The 19,719-nt window shown below is 70.5% G+C and carries 13 protein-coding genes and 1 pseudogene; 7 read left to right on the top strand and 7 right to left on the bottom strand.

The window, feature by feature from the left end; genetic code table 11:
* The first annotated feature begins 200 nt into the window (after positions 1 to 200).
* Together VB059_RS04270 and clpB are read left to right on the top strand one after the other, a co-directional pair.
* Positions 201 to 1,979 (top strand): S49 family peptidase, encoded by a 1,779-nt coding sequence (locus VB059_RS04270; RefSeq protein WP_323420784.1) that lies wholly within the window; start codon positions 201 to 203, stop codon positions 1,977 to 1,979.
* A 229-nt stretch (positions 1,980 to 2,208) separates the two neighbouring features.
* A pseudogene (clpB, locus tag VB059_RS04265) lies at positions 2,209 to 4,782 on the top strand (ATP-dependent chaperone ClpB); the annotation flags it as partial.
* A 118-nt stretch (positions 4,783 to 4,900) separates the two neighbouring features.
* Here the strand turns inward: clpB and VB059_RS04260 are convergent.
* A complete protein-coding gene (locus tag VB059_RS04260) occupies positions 4,901 to 5,833 on the bottom strand; it encodes a putative ABC transporter permease (protein WP_323420783.1) in 933 nt (310 codons plus the stop codon).
* Positions 5,830 to 6,396: a GyrI-like domain-containing protein gene (locus VB059_RS04255; RefSeq protein ID WP_323420782.1), complete on the bottom strand. Its 567-nt coding sequence runs from the start codon at positions 6,394 to 6,396 to the stop codon at positions 5,830 to 5,832. Before VB059_RS04255 ends, VB059_RS04260 begins: the two co-directional genes overlap by 4 nt.
* Before the next feature lie 325 nt (positions 6,397 to 6,721).
* On the opposite strand from VB059_RS04255, the gene VB059_RS04250 reads away from it, so the two are divergent.
* Together VB059_RS04250 and VB059_RS04245 are read left to right on the top strand one after the other, a co-directional pair.
* Entirely contained in the window at positions 6,722 to 7,606 is an 885-nt protein-coding gene (locus VB059_RS04250; protein ID WP_323420781.1) for a CoA ester lyase, read from the top strand.
* Between the two features lie 180 nt (positions 7,607 to 7,786).
* Complete coding sequence (locus tag VB059_RS04245) at positions 7,787 to 9,604, top strand: choice-of-anchor G family protein (RefSeq protein ID WP_323420780.1); 1,818 nt, start codon at positions 7,787 to 7,789, stop codon at positions 9,602 to 9,604.
* Positions 9,605 to 9,768: 164 nt separating this feature from the next.
* Here the strand turns inward: VB059_RS04245 and VB059_RS04240 are convergent, their stop codons facing one another.
* Both VB059_RS04240 and VB059_RS04235 read right to left on the bottom strand, forming a co-directional pair.
* A complete protein-coding gene (locus VB059_RS04240) occupies positions 9,769 to 10,461 on the bottom strand; it encodes a hypothetical protein (RefSeq protein ID WP_323420779.1) in 693 nt (230 codons plus the stop codon).
* A gap of 322 nt (positions 10,462 to 10,783) precedes the next feature.
* Positions 10,784 to 12,721 carry a polysaccharide biosynthesis tyrosine autokinase gene (locus VB059_RS04235; RefSeq protein WP_323420778.1) on the bottom strand — a complete coding sequence of 646 codons (1,938 nt, stop codon included), beginning with the start codon at positions 12,719 to 12,721 and terminating at the stop codon, positions 10,784 to 10,786.
* Between the two features lie 105 nt (positions 12,722 to 12,826).
* Between VB059_RS04235 and VB059_RS04230 the strand changes: the two genes are divergently transcribed.
* Together VB059_RS04230 and VB059_RS04225 are read left to right on the top strand one after the other, a co-directional pair.
* On the top strand, positions 12,827 to 13,873 hold the full coding sequence (locus VB059_RS04230) for a nucleotidyltransferase family protein (RefSeq protein WP_323420777.1): 1,047 nt from the start codon (positions 12,827 to 12,829) through the stop codon (positions 13,871 to 13,873).
* Positions 13,870 to 14,127 carry a PqqD family protein gene (locus VB059_RS04225; protein WP_323420776.1) on the top strand — a complete coding sequence of 86 codons (258 nt, stop codon included), beginning with the start codon at positions 13,870 to 13,872 and terminating at the stop codon, positions 14,125 to 14,127. The genes VB059_RS04230 and VB059_RS04225 overlap by 4 nt, the downstream gene beginning before the upstream one ends.
* Positions 14,128 to 14,232: 105 nt before the next feature.
* On the opposite strand, the gene VB059_RS04220 is transcribed toward VB059_RS04225, so the two are convergent.
* Genes VB059_RS04220 through VB059_RS04210 form a run of 3 tightly spaced genes read right to left on the bottom strand, consistent with a single transcriptional unit; the run spans position 14,233 to position 17,857 of the window.
* The gene (locus VB059_RS04220) at positions 14,233 to 14,940 is read right to left on the bottom strand and encodes a hypothetical protein (protein ID WP_323420775.1); all 708 of its coding nucleotides are present in this window, start codon (positions 14,938 to 14,940) and stop codon (positions 14,233 to 14,235) included.
* On the bottom strand, positions 14,931 to 17,180 hold the full coding sequence (locus VB059_RS04215; protein WP_323420774.1) for an N-acetylneuraminate synthase family protein: 2,250 nt from the start codon (positions 17,178 to 17,180) through the stop codon (positions 14,931 to 14,933). Before VB059_RS04215 ends, VB059_RS04220 begins: the two co-directional genes overlap by 10 nt.
* On the bottom strand, positions 17,177 to 17,857 hold the full coding sequence (locus VB059_RS04210) for an acylneuraminate cytidylyltransferase family protein (RefSeq protein WP_323420773.1): 681 nt from the start codon (positions 17,855 to 17,857) through the stop codon (positions 17,177 to 17,179). The genes VB059_RS04215 and VB059_RS04210 overlap by 4 nt, the downstream gene beginning before the upstream one ends.
* A 249-nt stretch (positions 17,858 to 18,106) precedes the next feature.
* Here VB059_RS04210 and VB059_RS04205 point away from each other — a divergent pair, with 249 nt between their 5' ends.
* Positions 18,107 to 19,174: an acyltransferase gene (locus VB059_RS04205; RefSeq protein ID WP_323420772.1), complete on the top strand. Its 1,068-nt coding sequence runs from the start codon at positions 18,107 to 18,109 to the stop codon at positions 19,172 to 19,174.
* Positions 19,175 to 19,719: the final 545 nt, after the last annotated feature.

Here is a 19,719-nt window from a genome sequence, read left to right as displayed (position 1 = left end):
GTGCGGCATGGCAGACGGTGGCTTCCGGGCACCCGCGGTGCCCCTCACCAACCAGGAAGGAACCTCCGCATGACCGAGGTGGCTTCCGGGCACCCGTGGTGCCCCTGCTTTGCCGGTCGCGGACATCGAACGGCGGTCCCAGGGCCACACGGCCGTACGAGTCCCCGCCGCGGCGAGAGGGGCCGACGTACCGTGGAGGCGTGCCGAACCTGACCTCCTTCCCGGACCTGCCGAAGCTGCTCCGACATGCCGTGGGGCGTGACGTCGAGGACGACGCCTCCACCTGGGCCCTGGTGGACCTGCACGGCGACTACCCGACCTTCCAGGGGCGCCCGCTGGAGTCCCTGCTGGGCCGCGCCGAATCGCTGGAGTCACTGACCGCGCGACTCGACCAGCTGGCCCACCTGGCGTCGGTCACCGGCGTGCTCGTCCGGATCGTCAACCTGACCGCCGGCCTGGCCGCGTGTGAGGCGATCAGCCGTGCCCTGGCACGCCTGCAGGACCACCGGCGAGTCGTCGCCTACCTTCCGCAGGTCACCATGCGCAGTCTGCTCGCGGCCGGTGGCGTACGTGAGGTGGTGGCGCCGGAGTCCGCCGAGGTGATGCTGCCCGGATTCGCCGCCGAGCGGGTCTACTACGGCGAATTGCTCAGCCGGCGCGGGATCGGCTTCGAGAACCTCCGGATCCGCGAGTACAAGTCGGCCCTGACCAGCTTCTCCGACGACCACATGGACGAGTTCGAGCGCGAGCAGCTCACCGCCTACCTCGACTCCGCGGAACGTACGTGGCTCGCCGCCGTCGGTCGCCATGTCGCCGAGCCCGTCGAGCCCGCCGAGCCCGCCGAGCCCGCCGAGCCCGTCGAGCCCGTCGAGCCCACCACGAGTGCGGCGCCCGATGCGCCGAGGACCGAGTCGGACACGCAGAGCGCCGCGCCCGCTGCGGAGCATGTCGAGTCGGCGCCCACCGCGCTCACCGCGGAGGTCCTCGACGCCGGGTTCAGCAACGCCGCCCAGTTGCTCGACGCGGGGCTGATCACCCGGATCGCGTACGACGACGAGATCGCCGTCCCGACCGAGCAGGACTGGTCGCGGGCGCTGCAGCTGGCCGGTGCCCGGATGGCCGGCCGGCGTCGGTCGAAGAAGGCGGACGGGATCGCCGTCGTGCCGGTGGCGGGCGCGATCGTGTCCGGGCGCAGCCGCCCGTCCGCGCCGCTGTTCGGCGGCGGGACGGCCGGCTCGGAGACGGTCGTGGCCGGGCTCCGCCGGGCCGAACGTGACGAGCACACCAAGGCGATCGTCCTGCACGTGGACTCCGGCGGTGGCTCCGCGCTCGCCTCGGACGTGATCTGCCGGGCGGTGGCGCGCTGCACCAAGCCGGTGATCGCCGTGATGGGCGAGGTCGCCGCATCCGGTGGCTACTACGTCCTCGCGCCGGCCGACCACGTGGTGGCCAGCCCGTTCACCCTCACCGGCAGCATCGGTGTCGTCGTGGGCAAGCCGGTGATCACCGACCTGAACGGCCGGATCGGCCGCAACCCGGAGACGGTCGGGCGCGAGATGGCGCTGTTCGGCAGCCCCAACCGGGCGTTCTCCGGGGGCGAGCGCGCCTGGGCGGAGCGGATGATGGACGAGGTGTACGGGCGGTTCGTCGCCCGGGTGGCCGAGGGCCGCCACCTCGACCGGGGCCGGGTCGACGAGATCGGGCGCGGGCGGATCTGGAGCGGGGCCGATGCCCTGGACCGTGGGCTGGTCGACGAGTTGGGGGACCTCGAGGCGGGCCTCGCCGCGGCGCGTCGGCTCGCCGGGCTGCCCGATGACGCCCCGGTGCGGCCGGTGTCGGGTGGCTTCTCGCTGCCGGGGATGCCGTCGTTCGGCAAGGATCCGGGCGCGGCGGTCGTCGGCGCGGCACTGGCCGCGGTGTGGCCGTTCGGGGAGGAGCGCGTCCTCGCCTGGTTCGACTCGTCGGTGACGATCCGCTGAGCCGGGCAGCGGAGGGATATCCGTCGGACGGGGAATAACCCGCCGCCTCACAGGGTTGAGTCGATGACGCTCAACTTTGGTCGCTGATCCCCGGCGGCACTACCGGGCCGCGGATCCCGGCCGAACGACGGCGTCGGAACCCCATCAGTGGCAGGCTCGGGAACGGGCCGGCCCCGAGCCGGAGCACCAGGGCCGGAGAACAGCACCAGAGCCGGAGAACAAAGGACACATGGACGCCAACAAGCTCACCACCAAGAGCCGTGACGCGTACTCCACCGCCGTACGCGACGCGCTCACCAACGGCAACCCCAACGTCGAGGCCGTGCATCTGCTGCACGCGCTGCTGATCACCCCGGAGAACACCGTCGGGCCGCTGCTCGAGTCGATCGACGCCGACCCGCGGACGCTCGAGGCCGAGGCGGAGAAGGCGATCAAGCGCCTGCCGGCCGCCTCCGGGTCGTCGGTCTCCCAGCCGCAGCTGTCCGGGGCGGTGGCCCGTGTGCTCGCCGACGCCGAGACCCGCGCCGAGAAGCTCGGTGACAGCTACATCGCCACCGAGCACCTGCTGATCGCCCTGGCGGCGATCGACTCCGAGGCGAAGAAGCTCCTCGAGCGGCAGGGGGCCGGCGCCCAGGCCCTGACCAAGGCCTTCCAGGACGCCCGCGGCTCCAAGCGGGTGACGTCGGAGGGCCAGGAGGGCACCTCGAGCGCGCTGGAGCAGTACGGCTACGACATGACCGCCGCGGCCCGGGAGGGCAAGCTGGACCCGGTCATCGGCCGTGACCAGGAGATCCGCCGGGTCATCCAGGTCCTCGCGCGGCGGACGAAGAACAACCCGGTGCTGATCGGTGAGCCCGGCGTCGGCAAGACCGCTGTCGTCGAGGGGCTGGCCCAGCGGATCGTGGCCGGTGATGTGCCCGACTCGCTGAAGGGGCGCCGACTGATCAGCCTCGACCTCGGCGGCATGGTCGCCGGCGCGAAGTACCGCGGCGAGTTCGAGGAGCGGCTGAAGAGCGTGCTCGCCGAGATCAAGGACGCCGAGGGCCAGATCGTCACCTTCATCGACGAGATCCACACGGTGATCGGCGCCGGCGCGACCGGCGACTCCTCGATGGATGCCGGCAACATGCTCAAGCCGATGCTGGCCCGCGGCGAGCTGCGGCTGATCGGCGCGACCACGCTGGACGAGTACCGGGAGAACATCGAGAAGGATCCGGCGTTCGAGCGGCGGTTCCAGCAGGTGTTCGTCGGCGAGCCGAGCGTGGAGGACTCGATCGCGATCCTGCGTGGCCTGCGGGAACGGTACGAGGCGCACCACAAGGTGGCCATCACCGACCAGGCGCTGGTCGCGGCGGCGACCCTGTCGCACCGCTACATCACCGGCCGCAAGCTGCCCGACAAGGCGATCGACCTGGTCGACGAGGCGGCGTCGCGGCTGCGGATGGAGATCGACTCCTCCCCGGTGGAGATCGACGAGCTGCGCCGCAAGGTGGACCGGCTGACGATGGAGCGGATGGCGCTGGCGAAGGAGTCCGACCCGGCCACCCAGGAGCGGCTGGCCCGGCTGAACGCCGAACTGGCCGACACCCAGGAGACCCTGCGCGGCCTGGAGCAGCGCTGGGAGGCGGAGAAGCAGGGCCTGAACCGGGTCGGTGAGATCCGCAAGCAGATCGATGCCAAGCGCTCCGAGGCCGACCGGGCCCAGCGCGACGGTGACCTGGGGCATGCCTCGGAGATCCTCTACGGCGAGATCCCGGCGCTGGAGAAGGAACTGGCGAGGGCCGACGAGGCCGAGAAGAACACCAAGCCGATGGTGTCGGAGGAGGTGACCGCCCAGGACATCGCCGAGGTGGTCTCCGCCTGGACCGGCATCCCGGTGGGGAAGATGCTGCAGGGCGAGTCGGAGAAGCTGCTGCACATGGAGGACTACCTCGGCAAGCGGCTGATCGGCCAGTCCGAGGCCGTCACCGCCGTCGCCGATGCCGTACGGCGGTCGCGGGCCGGGATCTCCGATCCGAACAAGCCGACCGGCTCGTTCCTGTTCCTCGGCCCGACCGGTGTCGGCAAGACCGAGCTGGCGAAGTCGTTGGCGGAGTTCCTCTTCGACGACGAGCAGAGCATGGTCCGGATCGACATGAGCGAGTACTCCGAGAAGCACTCGGTGGCCCGTCTCGTCGGTGCCCCTCCGGGCTACATCGGCTACGAGGAGGGTGGCCAGCTGACCGAGGCCGTCCGTCGCCGCCCGTACTCGGTGATCCTGCTCGATGAGGTCGAGAAGGCCCACCCCGAGGTGTTCGACATCCTGCTGCAGGTGCTCGACGACGGCCGGCTGACCGACGGTCAGGGACGTACGGTCGACTTCCGCAACACGATCCTGATCCTCACCTCGAACCTGGGCTCGCAGTTCCTCGCCGACCAGTCGCTGCCCGAGGACGCCAAGCGGGAGGCGGTGATGGGGGTCGTCCGGGCCTCGTTCAAGCCGGAGTTCCTCAACCGGCTCGACGAGGTGGTGCTGTTCAAGCCGCTGACCCGGGCGGAGCTGACCCGGATCGTCGACATCCAGCTCGGCCGGCTCAACCGCCGGATGGCGGATCGGCGGATCTGCGTCACGGCCACCCCGGCGGCGACGCAGTGGCTGGGGTCGAAGGGCTTCGACCCGGTGTACGGGGCGCGGCCGCTGCGCCGGCTGATCCAGTCGACCCTGGAGGACCAGCTGGCCCGCGCGGTGCTGTCCGGGCGGCTGCACGAGGGCGACAACGTCGTCTTCGACGTCACCCCGGACCACGAGGGCCTGCAGATCCTCGAGTCCGGGCTGTCCGGGGAGGGGGCGGTCGCCCGCACCGGCGACGAGTTCACCGATCGTCGCGACGAGATGGCCTCCGGCGAGGACCAGGGCTGACCCCGGCCCCGCGCGCCTCGGCTCAGTGTCCGTCGGCGCTGCGCGCATCGGTGCCGCGGCCATCGGCCCCGCGCTGATCGACCCCGTGCTGATCGACCTCGCGGCCCGGTCCACGGCGCTGCATCCGGCCGCGTGGGAACGCCTGGTCCAGACGACCGAGCGTCCCGCGCGACCGGCGCAGCACGCGCTGGTGGCGCAGCGCCGTGGTGGGGGAGGGCAGGGACGGCAGCGCGGCGCGGGCCTCTTGGAGCCGGTCGCGGGTCTGGTCGGCGTGCTCCAGCAGCCGGTCGCGGCCCTCGGTGAGGCGTTCCCGGCTCTCGGCGAGGCGCTCGCGGCCGTCGGCCACCTGCTCGTCGAGGGTGGCCGCCAGTTCGTCGAGCCGGCTCTCGAGGCGGGTCTGCAGGGCGGCGAGACTCTCCACCGCGGACTCGACCTCGGGCCGGACCCGGACGACCGCGACCACGGCGTGCACGAAGTCCACGACGACCAGGGTGGCCAGCACCGAGGCGACCGACAGTGAGGTGAGCAGGCCCAGGCCGTCGACGAACCGCGACAGCCACGGGTCGGCGACGTACACCACAAACAGCCCGGCGACCCCGAACCCGAGCGCATTGGTCAGGCAGACCCGGCCCTGGACGTTGGCGAACCGGCCGGTGTAGTCCCACAGCACCAGACCGAGCAGCTTCTCCAGCCCGAGGTGGCCGATGAACTCGATCACGCTGGCCGCCACCACGCCCACCACGAACACCAGCCACGGCTGGGAGCGGACGGGCGCGGTGAGCAGCAGAATCGCGACCGCGCCGAAGCCGTAGATCGGCAGCACCGGCCCGGTGAGGAAGCCCCGGTTGATCAGCCGGTGCTTCTCGATCAGCATGACGACGCCCTCAAGGATCCAGCCGAGGAAGCCGTACGCCAGGAACGAGATGATCAGGCGGCTCCACCACTCTGCCGTCATCGACGCTGGTGCCTCTCGTCATCGTCGCCGGACGGGGTGCCGGGCCCGACCAGGAGCCAGCTCAGCTGGGTGAGCATGTCGTCGGGGTTGCCCTCGGGCGTCGGCATGGTGAGGTAGGTCTCCCACACGATCGGCGCGGCGGTGTGGCCCTGCTCCCGCATCCAGTCCTCCAACTTCTGGTAGCTGGCGGCGAGGGTGTCGTACGACCCGCGGTGGATCATCTCGGCGACGCGGCCACCGGGCAGCTCACCGGGTGCGACGTCGCCGTCGGGGAGCACCCGGCCGGAGACCGGGAAGCCGGCGGCGAGATCGACCGTCTCGCCCGGTTGGCCGTAGTAGACGCCGACCGGGGCGCCGAGCCGGTGCAGGCCCTGCCGCTCGATGGTCTCGAGGACCTGCCGATAGGCCCGGTCGAAGAAGGCCGGCAGTTCCTCCATCCCCACGGTGTCGCGGATCACCGCCAACGCGACGGGACCGACGTCGCGGACGTGCGGGACGAACGCCTCGGGGGAGGGCATCGGGGATCGGGGAGTGGTCGACGGAGTGCCCGGGTCAGGAGTCATCGGAGTGCCTCTCCAGGAAGGGGGTCGGGGTGGGAAACAAGGGATGTATTGGGGTGGGCGAAAGGGCTGTGAGGACAGAAGGTATGAAGCCAGGAGCGTGCCAGCGGGTGGCGAAGACGGGCATGCGCGATGCGATGCGGGTGCGGTCTCCCTGTCAGTCTCACCCGTACGCGACCGGCCCGCCAGCGGTTCGACGCCCCGGTCGGCGGCGCTGGAGGAACAAGCCTTGACGATCCCTTGGAGGGCGCTCCACGGGATGTGACGCGGCGCGCATCCGGGGCGTGGGTGCGCTACCCTCGACCCACCTCCTGGAAGGATCATGCAGATGTCGATCATGCCCGCCACCGCTGTCGGAGCCGAGCTCGCCCGCTCCTGGCTGCTCGTGAACGCCGCGCACCCCGACCGCTTCGACCCGGCCGTCGCCAGCGCTGCTGATGTCGTCCTCCTCGACATCGAGGACGCCGTCGCCCCGGAGGGCAAGGACCAGGCCCGGGCGAACGTCGTCGAGTGGCTGTCGACCAACGGCAACCAGGGCTGGGTGCGGGTCAACGGCTTCGGCACCGAGTGGTGGGAGCAGGACCTGCGCGCGCTGGCCGAGGCGCCGGGCCTGCAGGGCATCATGCTGGCGATGGTGGAGTCGCCCGAGCACGTCCACCGCGCCGCACAGCACCTCGACACCAAGATCGTCGCGCTGGTCGAGACGGCCCGCGGCGTGCAGAACCTGCCGGCCATCGCCGACTCCCGGCACACCTTCCGCCTCGGCCTGGGGCTCGGCGACTACCGCCGCGACACCGGCTTCGACGACGACCCGATGACCCTGGCCTACACCCGCTCGCAGTTCACCATCGCCTCCAAGGCCGCCGGCCTGCCCGGCCCGATCGACGGCCCGGCCGTCGGTGCGCTCGGGGTGAAGCTGGCCGACTCGGCCGGGGTCACCGCGCAGTTCGGCATGACCGGCAAGATCTGCCTGATGCCCGAGCAGACCGCGACGGTCAACGAGATCCTCTCCCCGTCGATGGCCGACCGGTCCTGGGCGGTGGAGTTCCTCTCGGAGTTTGAGGCGCATGGCAGCCAGATCCGCAACGGCTCCGACCTGCCCCGCCTGGCCCGGGCCCGCAAGGTGCTGAGCCTGTCCCAGGCCTTCGGGCTGACCGTGCCGGAGGGCTACGACCTGCACTTCGAGGCTCCGCTCGACACGTACCACTGCTGAGGCCCCTCAGCGCCACGCCACGTAGGCCGCTGTCGGGGACCGGCGTCCGGGGACCGGCGTCCCTGACAGCGGCACATTCCTACAGGTTCCGTAGATCCGGCGTGGCGGTGCACCCCAGCGGTGTATATTCCATGCCCGGCACAGTCCGTTCACAGAGTCGTCCCCACGGGAGTAGCTTGCATGTCCGACCCAACGAGTAGCCCGGCGCCGTCAGGCGCGGCAAATGCGAGTAATGATCCGTTCCGCAAGCCTTCGCGGCGCAGCATCGTCGTCGGTGCCGCATGGGCCGTCCCGGCCGTAGTGGCTGTGCAGGGGACACCGGCCTGGGCGACCAGCCCGACCACGTGTCCGACCCTGAACTACACGCAGCTCCGCGGCGCCAGCCAGTTCCTCAGCGGTGTGCTGCTCGGCTTCCCGCTGAGTAGCATCTTCCCTGATCAGGGCGGGCCCGGTACGTTGGTCGACCTCAAGGGCCTGGAGGCCACCTGGACATCGGCGTCAGGCACGACCGTCGCCAACCCGGCGACCGCGAGCCCGGCCGGGCCGCCTGGGGCATACATCATGCCCGTCGACCTGTCGTTGTTGCACGCCATTGAAGTCGCCCTCAGTCTCCCGGCCCAATCCCTGATCACCACAGGCGCCGGCGCGATCAACGAGTGGGCGCAGGCGGCCGCCGGAGGGATCGCCAACGGGTCCACCGGCGCGATCGACAACAGCAGCGGCGCCATCAACTTCGCCCAGGCGAGCCAGCCGACAACCTGGGCGAGCATCAACCTGAAGAACCTGCTTAATAACGCCCTGAACGGGGGCCTCAACGGCCTCGGCGGCGCGGTGGCTGGCAACGTCACCGACCTGTCCCTCGACCTCGGGGCGATCGCCGGGCGCGCCTGGTGGAGCACTACGCCACCGGACTGCAACTGCGTCAAGCGCGACTACCTGCTCGCGTGGGCGAAACTGGTCCTAGACTCGCCGCTGCTCACCGCGCTCTACAACCTGCTGGTCCCGATCATCAACGGTCTGCAGGGGACCCTGAACACCGCGATCGGCCAGAGCGGCATCATCAACGGCCTGCTCACCCAGATCACTAACGCCATCAACGCGATCAACATCGCCGGGCTGGTCGGGCTCACGTCCTCTGCGAATCTTTCCGTCACGCTTAACGCCAGCACGGCGCTGAGTGCCCTCGGGAACGACCTGTTCCCGAGCTCGGACCTGATCGACGTCGGGCTCGGCGCCGGCAAGAAGATCACCGTTGACCTCGGTGTCCTCCTCGGCGGGGCCTACCAGCCCGATGGGACGAACAGTGCGCTCAACGGACTTGCCCCGAACACGAGCCTCCTCGTCAACGGCAGCGCCGTCACCAATCTGGTTGCCCAGCTCGGCCAGATCGGCACGAACGTCGTCGAGATCCTCCAGCACGCGATCAAGGTCAATCTCCACCTCGACGTCTACCTCACACTGACGGTTGTCAAGACCAAGGTCATCACAATCGACCTGTACTCGGGAAACAGTGGCACCAACCCAGCCTCCCTGTACGACCTACTGCACAACAACTTTTACCTCAAGGCCGAAGCCCTGAGCGGCCTTCCGATCGTGGGCCAGCTGCTGACCGCCGTCACCGCGTTGATCACGAGCACCCTCAACGGGCTCGTCGGCCAGATCGGCACCGCCATCAATACCCTCGTGGTGCAGCAGGTTCTCACAACCGCCGTCAAAACAGCGATCAGCAACCTGACCGGTTTCGTCAGCGACCTGCTTACCAAGCTATTCATCACCCCGGGGGTGCTCTCGCTCACCGCGAACGCCCAGAACGACCCGACCGTCGCCTGCACCCCGCCAGGCACCTACGGACCTGAACCGACGGACTGGACCGGGATCACGGACGGTGAGTACGACGTCGCGGCGCTGCGTCTGTCGGTGCTAGGGGCGGTGTCGACGAAGCTCGTCACCCTCTACCTCGCCCGGGCCGCAGTCGGCCCGATTACTCACACTCCGTGATGACCTAGCGGCCCGGCTTAGGGAACACAGAACCCCCTTTGCACCCTTCGGTGCAAAGGGGGTTCTGCGTCAACACCGTGGCCTTCGTCGCGAGGGAGCCGCAGCCGTCGTTCGCTGTGCCTGCGTTCACGTCGTGGGACCCTCCCGCGCCAATACCTCCGCGTTCACGCTCCGGCAATCACGACTGGCGAAACCGGGCTCCTTCGGCGACCGAACAGTGCGCCCGCAGCTTCACCGCGACGATCCCCCGAACCGGCCGGCCGCCCGCGCCACCGGTGGGGCCGGCGATGGACCGTCAGGGGGGCCAGCGCAATGAACACGGGGATGAAGCACAGGCCCCAGTAGTCGCCCCAGTTCCCGGTGCTGAACGCGGTCAGGAAGCCCAGCGGCAGCACCACCGCGGTGGTCAGGGCGATGGCCAGTCCCCGTGGACGTACGGTGAGCGCGCCGATCAGGGCCAGCACCGGCGTCAGGATCGTGACCACTTCGGGGAAGGGCGCCGCGTCCCATCCGAACCTCGCGGCCGCGTACAGCGCCTGGAGCCCGCCGTGCAGCCAGCGGGCGATCGATCCTCGGTCACCGGGCATTGTGGGGGCGAAGATGACGTGCAGGAGCAGGATGACGGCGGGCCCGACGGTGGCGATCGCCGGGAACCACCACGTACGGCGTCGGTCCGCGTGGCGGCCGCGTCGGGAGTCCCCGAACCACCACGCCACGAGCCACACCGGGATGAGCAGCACCATGAACTCCCGGCTGGCGACCGCAGCCAGCAGCAGCACCAGCGAGGCGACCCGCCAGCCGCGTACCAGGCACATCAGCGCCCCGAGCATGAAGAGCGCCGCCCAGATCTCCATCATGGTGAACCAGGGGAGCCGGTCCCAGGAGATCCCGGGGTGTCACGTCCCGGGGTGTCACGTCCCGGGGTGTCCTCGTCGTTGCTGATGAGGTAGGAGGGGGTCATCGTGGAGAGCTGATGTTGCTCTGTGGGAGACCCAATGTTGCTCTGTTGTCCAAAGCAATGGAGACGCCTCAGGACTTGACCCGAGGCGTCTCCGACAAACGATGCACCAGTGCCAGACGCTGCAGGGAATACCGAACGCGACCGGAAGTCCCGACGCGTATGCACATTTCCCGCAGCGTTTGGAGGTCCCGCAGCGAGTTTCAGTGTGGACCGGGCGCTCAGATGCCGCGACGCGGGGCGGGGGACCCGCTTAGGTCGTCGGCACGGTGCCCGCGCTGGCCGTACGTGGCGGCCGCGGTCTGGTCCTCCCAGCCCGTACGGTCGGAGAGCGCCTCGGTCCCGGGCATCTGCTCCGTCGCGAAGCTCTGGTCCGTCATGGCGGGGCCGGGCACTTCGGCCCGCGCCGCCTGCTGCCAAGGCTCCGCCGGTGCGTACGAATCCGCCGCCGCGTACGACTCCGCCGGCGCGTAGGGCTCTGCCTGGGTGTAGGACTCTGCCGGCGCGTACGGAGCCGCGTCCCGTGCTGCCGGGGCCGCGACGGGGCGAGCCGGCGCTGCCAGCGGCGCCACCGCGGGTGAGCCCGCCATGGTCGAGCCCACCTGGGGTGAGTCAGCCGGGGCCGAGTCTGCTGCACGCGAGCCGACCAGGGGTGAGTCAGCCGGGGCCGAGTCTGCCGCACGCGAGCCCACCGCAGGCAAGCCAGCCGGGGTCGCATCCGCCGTCGAGCCGGCCGCAGACGCCTCGGCCGCCACGCGCCGCCCGGACTTCCCGCGCTTGCGCTTGTGCTTGCGGCCGTCCTCGCTCACGTAGCCGTAGTAGTCGGAGGAGTAGCCGCCGTAGCCGGCGCCGTAGTACACCGACCCGACGCCCTTCTTCGGGGCCTTGTTGAGCACCGAGCCGAGCAGGCGCCCGTCGACCTGGGCGATCACCTTGGCGCAGTGGCGCACCTGTTCCTTCTGCGTACGCCCCACGGACATCACCAGGAGGGCGCCATCAGCGGCCGCGGTCAGCAGGCCGGCGTCGGTCACCGGCAGCATCGGCGTGGTGTCGATGATCACCATCTGGGTGGCGGTCAGAGAAGTGATCAGGTCACTCATCCGCTGCGAGCCGACGAGCTCGGAGGGGTTCGGCGGGATCCGGCCGGCGGGCAGCAGCAGCAGCCCCGGTGTGTCCGTCTCCTGCAGGGCCTGGTCGACCAGGACGTCTCCGGCGAGCACCTGGGTGAGCCCGACCGACCCGTCGATGCCGAACCGGCGGTGCTGGGTGGCGCGGCGCAGGTCGGCGTCGATCACGACGGTCGGCACGCCGGCCTCGGCCAGCATCCGGCCGAGGTTGGCGGCGACGGTGGACTTGCCGTCGCCCGGCTGGGCCGAGGTGACGACGATGCTGCGCGGCGGGTGGTCGACGTCGACGAAGCGCAGGTTGGTGCGCAGCTGGCGCAGTGCCTCGGCGGCGGGGCTGTGGCTGCCCGGGCCACCGGTGCGGCTCTTGTCGAGCTCGGGGGTGACCGGGATGACGGTCATCGCGCTGGCCCCGGTGAGCTGCTCGACGTCGGCGGTCGTCCGCACCCGCGAGTCGGTGCTGTGGCGCAGGAAGACGATCAGGAAGCCGAGGACCAGGCCGGCGCCGAGACCGGCGGCGAGGTTGCGCGGCCAGTTCGGCGAGGACGGTGCCCCGGGCAGACCGGCATCGGTCATCGGGACGATGCGGACCACCGGCTCGGCCTTGTTGCCGAGCTTCTCGAAGGCGACGGCCTCATCGGCGGTCGCCCGGGCGAGGGCGTTGGCCTGGTCACGGGCAGCTTCACGCGAAGTGGCCGTGGCGCTGAACTGGATCACCGAGGGGATGCTGCCGGCCTTCGCGCTGAAGCTTCCGAGCCCCTGCGCCCCGATGTCCTTGGCGATACGGTCGCGCACTCCGGCCGAGCCGGCCAGCGCCGCGTACGTCGAGGCCCGCGAGGTCGCGAGCCCGGAGCTGGCCTGGGCCTCACCGATCGAGCCGGCGCCGCCGGCGGTCACCACGCCGGTGGACGTCGAGGTGTAGAGCGTGGGCTGCAGGGCGGTGTAGCCGGCTGCGAGTGCCAGACCCGCCACCATGGCGATCAGCAACAGTTTCGCGTTCGCTCGGGTCAGGCGGATGACGTCCAGCAGTGTCACAGTGTCCTCTTCACTCGATCGATCGCGGCGACCCACACGTACGCGTCGACGCCGCCGGCGGATACATCAGACGCCCCCGGCGGGATTCATCATAGGATGCTGGAGATGCATGCTCCGATCGATGTCCCGGTGTGGCAGCGGATCCAGCTGGGTCACGCCGTCCTCGAGGTCATCGCCGAGGACGCCGGGGTGGACATCCTGCACCTCAAGGGCCCCGCGCTCGATCCGGTGCTGGCGCCCGCGCCGCGCTACTCCACCGACGCCGACGTGCTGGTGCGGCCCTCGCAGCTCGAGACGTTCCTCGCCGAGGTGCCGCGCCACGGCTGGTCGCTGGTCGCGGGCTTCGCCGACGGGTCACCCTTCGAACATGCCGCCACCTTCCGGCACCCCGAGTGGGGCTACGTGGATGTCCACCGCCGGTTCCCCGGGCTGCCGGGCGACGAGGCGACCTTCGACCGGCTGTGGCGGGACCGGAGCGCCCGGGTGATCGCGGGGCGTCCGTGCCCGACCCCGTCGGTGGTGGCCCAGCGGCTGGTGCTGATGCTGCACGCCGCCCGCAAGGACTCCCCGCACGGCGTGGAGGACATGCACCGCGCCTGGGGGGAGGCCGACGACGCCACCCGGCAGGACATCCGGGACCTGGTCGTCGAGCTGGGGGCCGAGATCGGCTTCGCCGCCGCCACCGGGCACCTCGACGACTTCCGCGGCACCCCCGAGGGCCGGCTGTGGGCGGCGTTCACCGGCCACGGCAGCCGTCTGGGGGAGTGGCGGGCCCGCTTCGGCCTGGCCCGCGGCTGGCGGGCCCGACTCGGGATCCTGGCGGTGATGGTCCGGGTGAACCGCCCCCGGCTCGAGATGGAGCTGGGGCATCCGCCGACCCGGTCCGACGTCGCGCGTGCGTACGTCGCCCGGGTGACCCGGGCACTGCGCGAGATCGGGCAGGCGATCGGGCGGCGGGCCACTGTGCTCCGACCGAGGCATCGGGGAGCCGAGGCCGAGGCCGAGGCGCGGGACGCCGGGGATCAGCACCCGACGCGTACGGAGCACCCGAGCGGACCCACGGACAAGCCGAGCGAACCGACGGACAATCCGAGCGAGCCCACGGACAATCCGAGCGGATCCATGGATCACCAAGGCGGAGGGCCACGATGAGGTACCGCTGGCCGGAGCGCATCGGCCACGTCGCCGACGGCGACCGGATCATCGTGGTGCTGCTGCCCGACGGGGTGCCCAAGGCCCTGGACGGCAGCGGCGCGGCCATCTGGCAACTCGCCGACCGCGCCACGGCCGAGGAGATCGCCGCCGACCTGGGCGAGGCGTACGGCACCGATCCGGCCGCGATCCTGCCGGGAGTGCGGGAGTTCTGCGAGGAGCTCGCCGGCCTCGGCCTGCTCGAGCGGGACTGATCCCGCTCGGCGTTCGCGCGGGAGGACCATCGGTTCCTCGACCGTGTACCACGGTCTGGGCAGTCGTGTGGTCTGGGCGGTCGTGTGGTCTGGGCGGTCGTGTGGTCAGGACAGTCGGGGCAGCAGCTGCAGCAGGTGCTCGTCGATCAGGTCGGCAGCCTGGTGGGCGGCGGCCGGCCCACGACCGTACGGGTCGGGCACGTCATCGGCGGGGTCGGCCGGTGGTCGGCGGGCGGCGACCCAGGCGACCAGGTCACCGGGCCCGAGCCGGCGCCCCGCCGACGCGACGGCGCGGCTGAACTGGCCGAGGGTGAAGACCCGGGCGTGGCTCGCGGGCGCCTCGTCGAGGAGCCGGGCGCGTTGCCGGGCCGTCATGGTCAGCACCAGATCGACGGCGGCGAGATCCTCCGGGGTGACCCGGGTGCCGAAGACCCCGGACGGGTCACCGCCGCGGGCGATGAGCTCAGCGGCCATCGGGCCGTCCATCGGCCGGGGCGACAGCCCGTCGGTCCCGGCGCTCGCGAAGCGCGTCATCCCGCGGCGCCCCACCAGGGCGCGGCTGCGGCACTCGGCGTAGGCGGAGCGGCAGATGTTGGCCGCGCAGATGTACAGCACGGTGAACGACCGCGGGAGGGCCCGCCGCGGGACGGACGGCAGGACGGCTGCCGAGCCGGTGTCGATCGCCCGACGGCCAGCGGCTGTCGGGCGACCACCGGTCGCTGACCCGGCGCCAGTGCCCGGGCCGCCACCGGCCGGGCCGGTGCCGAACGGTGTGCCGGACCCGGACGGCGCCCCGGGGCGACTCAGAACCACTGCTCCAGGATGTTCAGCGCGTGCCAGAAGCCCTGACCATTGTTGACGTGGCCCATCCAGATCTCCGGGATGAACGACTTACCCGGTGCCATCCGGTCCATCGCCTGCGCCAGGGCGGCGAAGTCGACCTCGCCCTCCCCGACCTGCACCCCCTCGCCGTCCACGCCGGTGGCATCGACGACGTGGAAGTGCTCCGACAGCGGCGTCAGCCGCTCCACGTACCGGGAGAACGGCACGCCGGTGAAGTTGGCGGCGAGCTTGGAGTGGGAGATGTCGAAGGTCAGCCTGTAGCCGTACGTCTCGGCGAAGGCGACGGTGTCGTCGAGGTGCAGGAAGAGGTTGTGGTACTGCTGGCCACCCATCAGCCACGGGTAGGGCGGCAGGGTCTGCGGGCACAGCCGCACCCCTGACGCGTCGACGCGCTGCAGTCCGTCGGCGATCCGCTCGTACATCGCCGGCACCCGGTCGCGGTCGACGAAGCCGTCCTTGGTGAAGCCGCCCAGGGTGGCGATGAAGATCGGGTCCTCGTCCTGGGTGAAGTAGGGCCGCAGCTGGCGGGTGCGGTCGATCGAGCGCTGCATCTCCCGGATCGAGCGCTCCCACACCTCGTCGTCGAACGACGCCAGGTCGAGGATGAAGTCGCCGGCGAACAGGTCGGGCAGGTGACAGGTGTAGCCGATCGGCAGCTTCTCGGAGAAGACCTCCGACGGCTCGATGTCGAGGTCCTTGTACGAGTAGTGGAACTCGACGAAGTCCGGGTCGGAGCCGGCCTGCAGGATCGGGAACAGGTCGTGGTAGCGCACCGGCACGCCCCACGGACGGTGGAAGGTGTAGGGCCGGGGGCGGGCCGCGGTGTCGTCGACGTCGCCGTCGTAGAAGAAGTCGCCCGGCTCGATGACCCGGACGCTCTGGCGGCCGAGCAGCTCGGGCAGCCGGTTGGGCTGCAGGCCGCGGCCGGGGCTCTTCACCGCGACAGCGTCGGCCTCGATCCGCATCCCGACCTCGATCCGCCGGGTGGCGACCAGGCTCTTGGCGAGGTTGGCGCGGTTCATCACCTCACCGGCCGACACCACCCGGGGGGCGGTGCTGCCGAGGGACTCCTCGACCTCGCGGATCTCGCGCACCATCGTGGCGAACTCGTCGGGCAGCAGCGACACCACATGGTCGTTGCCCTCCATCGACCGGTCGACGGTGAAGTGCTTCTCGATGATCTTGGCGCCGCGGGCGACGGCGGCGATCGGCACGTGCCAGCCGCGCTCGTGACCGGAGTAGCCGACCGGGCAGGCGCCGATCTCGGCCAGCCGGCCCATGTAGGCGAGGTTCAGCGACGCGTACGGCGCGGGATAGGTGGACTGGCACTGCAGCAGCGCGAACGGCACGCCGGCGCCCTGCACGAGGCGGACGGACTCGCGGATCTCCGCCTCGGTGGACATGCCGGTCGACAGCACCATCGGCAGGCCGTGCCCGGCGGCGGCGCGCAGCAGGGTGTGGTTGGTCAGGTCGGCGGAGGCGATCTTGAGCGCCGGGACGCCGTACGCGGCCAGCGCGTCCAGGCTGGGGATGTCCCACGGCGTGCACATCACGTCGACGTCGCGGGCCCGGGCGTGGTCGAAGACCTCGTACATCTGCTCGGCGGACAGCGAGAACCGGCTGAGCAGATCGAGGGTGTACTGCGCGCCGAGGTCCTCCCCGGAGGTCAGCGTCTCGCCCTGGTGGCGATAGAGCGCCGCCATGTCGCGCAGCTGGAACTTGACGATGTCGGCGCCGGCGTCCACGGCGAGGTCGATCAGCTGCTTGGCCAGGTCGACCGAGCCGTTGTGGTTGTTGCCGATCTCGGCGATGACGACCGCGGGGGCGTCGGGGGCGACCCGGTGGCGGCCGAGGTGCAGCTCGGCCGGCTGCTGCACGGCGATCGCGACCAGCCGCTCCTGCGCATCGACGACCGGGATGTGGGTCACCCCGGGCCGGAACAACGCCTCGATGTCGGCGACCGGCGTGCCGTCGGTGACCCGGGTCAGCGCGGTGTTCGCCACGGCCACGGTGGCGGTCGACAGGTCCGGGGTCGGCTGGTCGACGATCCAGCGGCGGAAGTCGCCGTCGGAGAGGGACCCGTCGAGGTGGCCGTGCTCGTTGACGCAGAAGATCTGGCGGGCCTTGTTGGCGGTGATCTTCTGCAGGGCGGTCAGCACCGGGTCCTCGGAGAAGACGACGTACGGGGCGAGCTGGCGCTCGATGATCATGCGGTGATCCATTCGGGGTGCGAGAGGTAGGCGTCGGCCAGGTGCAGGTCGGCGAGGGTGTCGATGTCGATGCCCTCGACCTCGTGCATCACGAACAGGCCGATCCGCCCGCCGATCCGGTTGTGCTGCTCCCGGTAGACCGACGTCCGGGTGAGGTAGAGCGAGCCGTTCTCGTAGTAGCGCAGCTGCTCGGGGCGCAGCTCCTGGCGGCGCGGGCGGTGATCCACGTCGTAGTCGGCGGTCGGCGGGTCGGAGGCCCACCAGAAGAACGGCGACTTCGGGATGACCCCGATCAGCGAGTCGACACCGCTGTCGGTGTACTGCTGGACGGCCCGATCGAGCGTGCCGGGCAGGCGGATCGGTGAGGTGGCCTGCAGCAGCAGGACCGCCTCGGGCTCCGCGCCGGTCGCCTCGGTGACCCTGTCGATGGCGTGCTCGACGGTCGGCTCGGTGGCAGCGGTGTCGACGGCCAGCTCGGCCGGCCGCAGCCACGGCACATCGGCGCCGGCAGCCCGGGCGACCTCGGCGATCTCCTCGTCATCGGTGGAGACCAGGACGTGCAGGTCTGCATGGGCCGACAGGGCCTGCTCGATGGTCCAGCTGATCAGCGGCCGGCCCCCGACCTCGCGAAGGTTCTTCCGCGGGATCCCCTTGGACCCGCCACGCGCCGGAATCACACACAGAATGCTCAACAGTCGCCCCCGCGAGTAGTCACAGAACGCGATCGACTCTATCCGGTGCGGCGGGCGGGTCGGCACCGGTGGACGGGCTGCTTGGAGACTCCGGACGGTGGGGCACAGTGTGTTAAGGTCCCGTGGGGCCCGGTGGATCTACTTCGGAAAACCCCGCCGCAGCTCTGGAACAGTGAGTTGCGCATCCCGGGGGGCAGGCAGCACCTGTCGGAACGATTCAACAGGGGGACGACGGTGCCGCGGTTTCGTGAGCTGGACGGTCTGCGGGGCATCGCCGCACTGTGTGTGGTGCTCCACCACTTCACAGGGGGCTATCAGTCTCGCTATCCCGACGCGCCTCCGCCGCTGATCGAGGCCGCTTGGGGGGCGTACGGGGTTCAGCTGTTCTTTTTCATCAGTGGGTTCGTCATCCTGATGTCTGCGGGACGTGCACAGCGGCCCGGTGACTTCGCGATCTCCCGAGTCTCGCGCCTCTATCCCGTCTACTGGATCGCCGTCACGTTGGCCATCGTGTTGACCATCATCTTCCGGGTGCCGCAAACCCCCCAGAGCCTGTGGGACAGGGCGCTGAACTACACAATGGTCCAGCGATGGCTCCAGGTCCCGAACGTCGATGGCGTCTACTGGACGTTGGCGGTCGAGATGCAGTTCTATGTGATGGTGTTCATCCTCTTGTGGTGGACCAAGTGTCGGCTCGCGGGGCGGGTCGTCACCATCGCCGCAGCGGTCTGGATGGCGGTGGCACTGGTCGTGGCGGTCTGGGCCGGCCCATCGAGCCGGGGTCTGGACCCGCAGCTCGTGGCAGGGCCTGTGAAGATGGCGCTCAACATTACCCTGGCCGAGTGGGCTCCGCTCTTCAGTGCGGGCATGTTCGCCTTCCTCGCCCGCTCGGAGTCGGAGCACCGTCGCCGCTACCGACTCCTGGCGGCGGGAAGTGCCGGACTCGGCGCGGCAGTCGCGGGCATCCTGCACTCCCCTCAGCAGGCCCTGATCGTCCTGGGGCTGGGGGCTGTCTTCCTGACTGTGGCCTCACGGGAGACCACCCGACCACTCCTGTTGCGGCCGATCCAGTGGTACGGCAAGGTCAGCTACTCGATGTACATCGGCCACGGCATCACCGGGATGGTGCTGCTCACCCTGCTGATCCCTCTGCTCGGCCGGACCGGCGCCATGGTCGCTGCCTTCGTCGGGGTGTCACTCGTCGCCTGGGTGTTGCACGACCTGGGAGAGGTCCGTGGCACCCGTGTCCTGCGGACGGCTCTGCGTTCCCATCGGCCGGTGAAGGACGCCGTGCCGTCCTGACCGGCCGCCTCAGCTGACCGAGACCGCCTCAAGCGGAGCGGAGCGGGGTCGGTGTCGCGTCGACCGGTGAGGGACTGTGAGTCATCCGGTGACCAGGGAATCCCTGCCGGTGCCGCTCCGCGGATGGTAGGGAGCGAGAAGAGGCCGGGTCGCTCGGATTGCCACCCCGAAACGCCACAGCACGAGCAGATCTGCCACGCCGGGAGGCACGGTCATCGGCGTACGAGTGTCGTCGCTCGCAGTGGTGGCGGCCACACCGTCGAGTCCCTACGCTGCCAGGCTGATCAGTGCTACACCCACGAGCGTGACCGGGCCCGCAGCACGGAACGCCGTGGAAGGCTCTCCTTGCCCTCGACTGCACCGAGTCGACGCCCGCCCAGCCGCCCGACCGATGGTCGGCGATGGATGTCTTGATGGCGCTGTCATTGCCGTGCCTCCACCGCAGCACGTCCAGCTCAGTGAAGAGGGCCTGGAGCCGTGCCCGGGCCGCTCCGGGGGGCATGGCCTGTTCCGCGGTTGAAACCGCGTCACAGACGGACCACAGT

Origin of the sequence: Raineyella sp., from assembly GCF_034933565.1 — a bacterium.
In the GTDB taxonomy this organism is placed as follows: domain Bacteria; phylum Actinomycetota; class Actinomycetes; order Propionibacteriales; family Propionibacteriaceae; genus Raineyella.
Note: the sequence above shows the minus strand (reverse complement) of the source record. Positions and strands in the feature narration are given on the sequence as shown.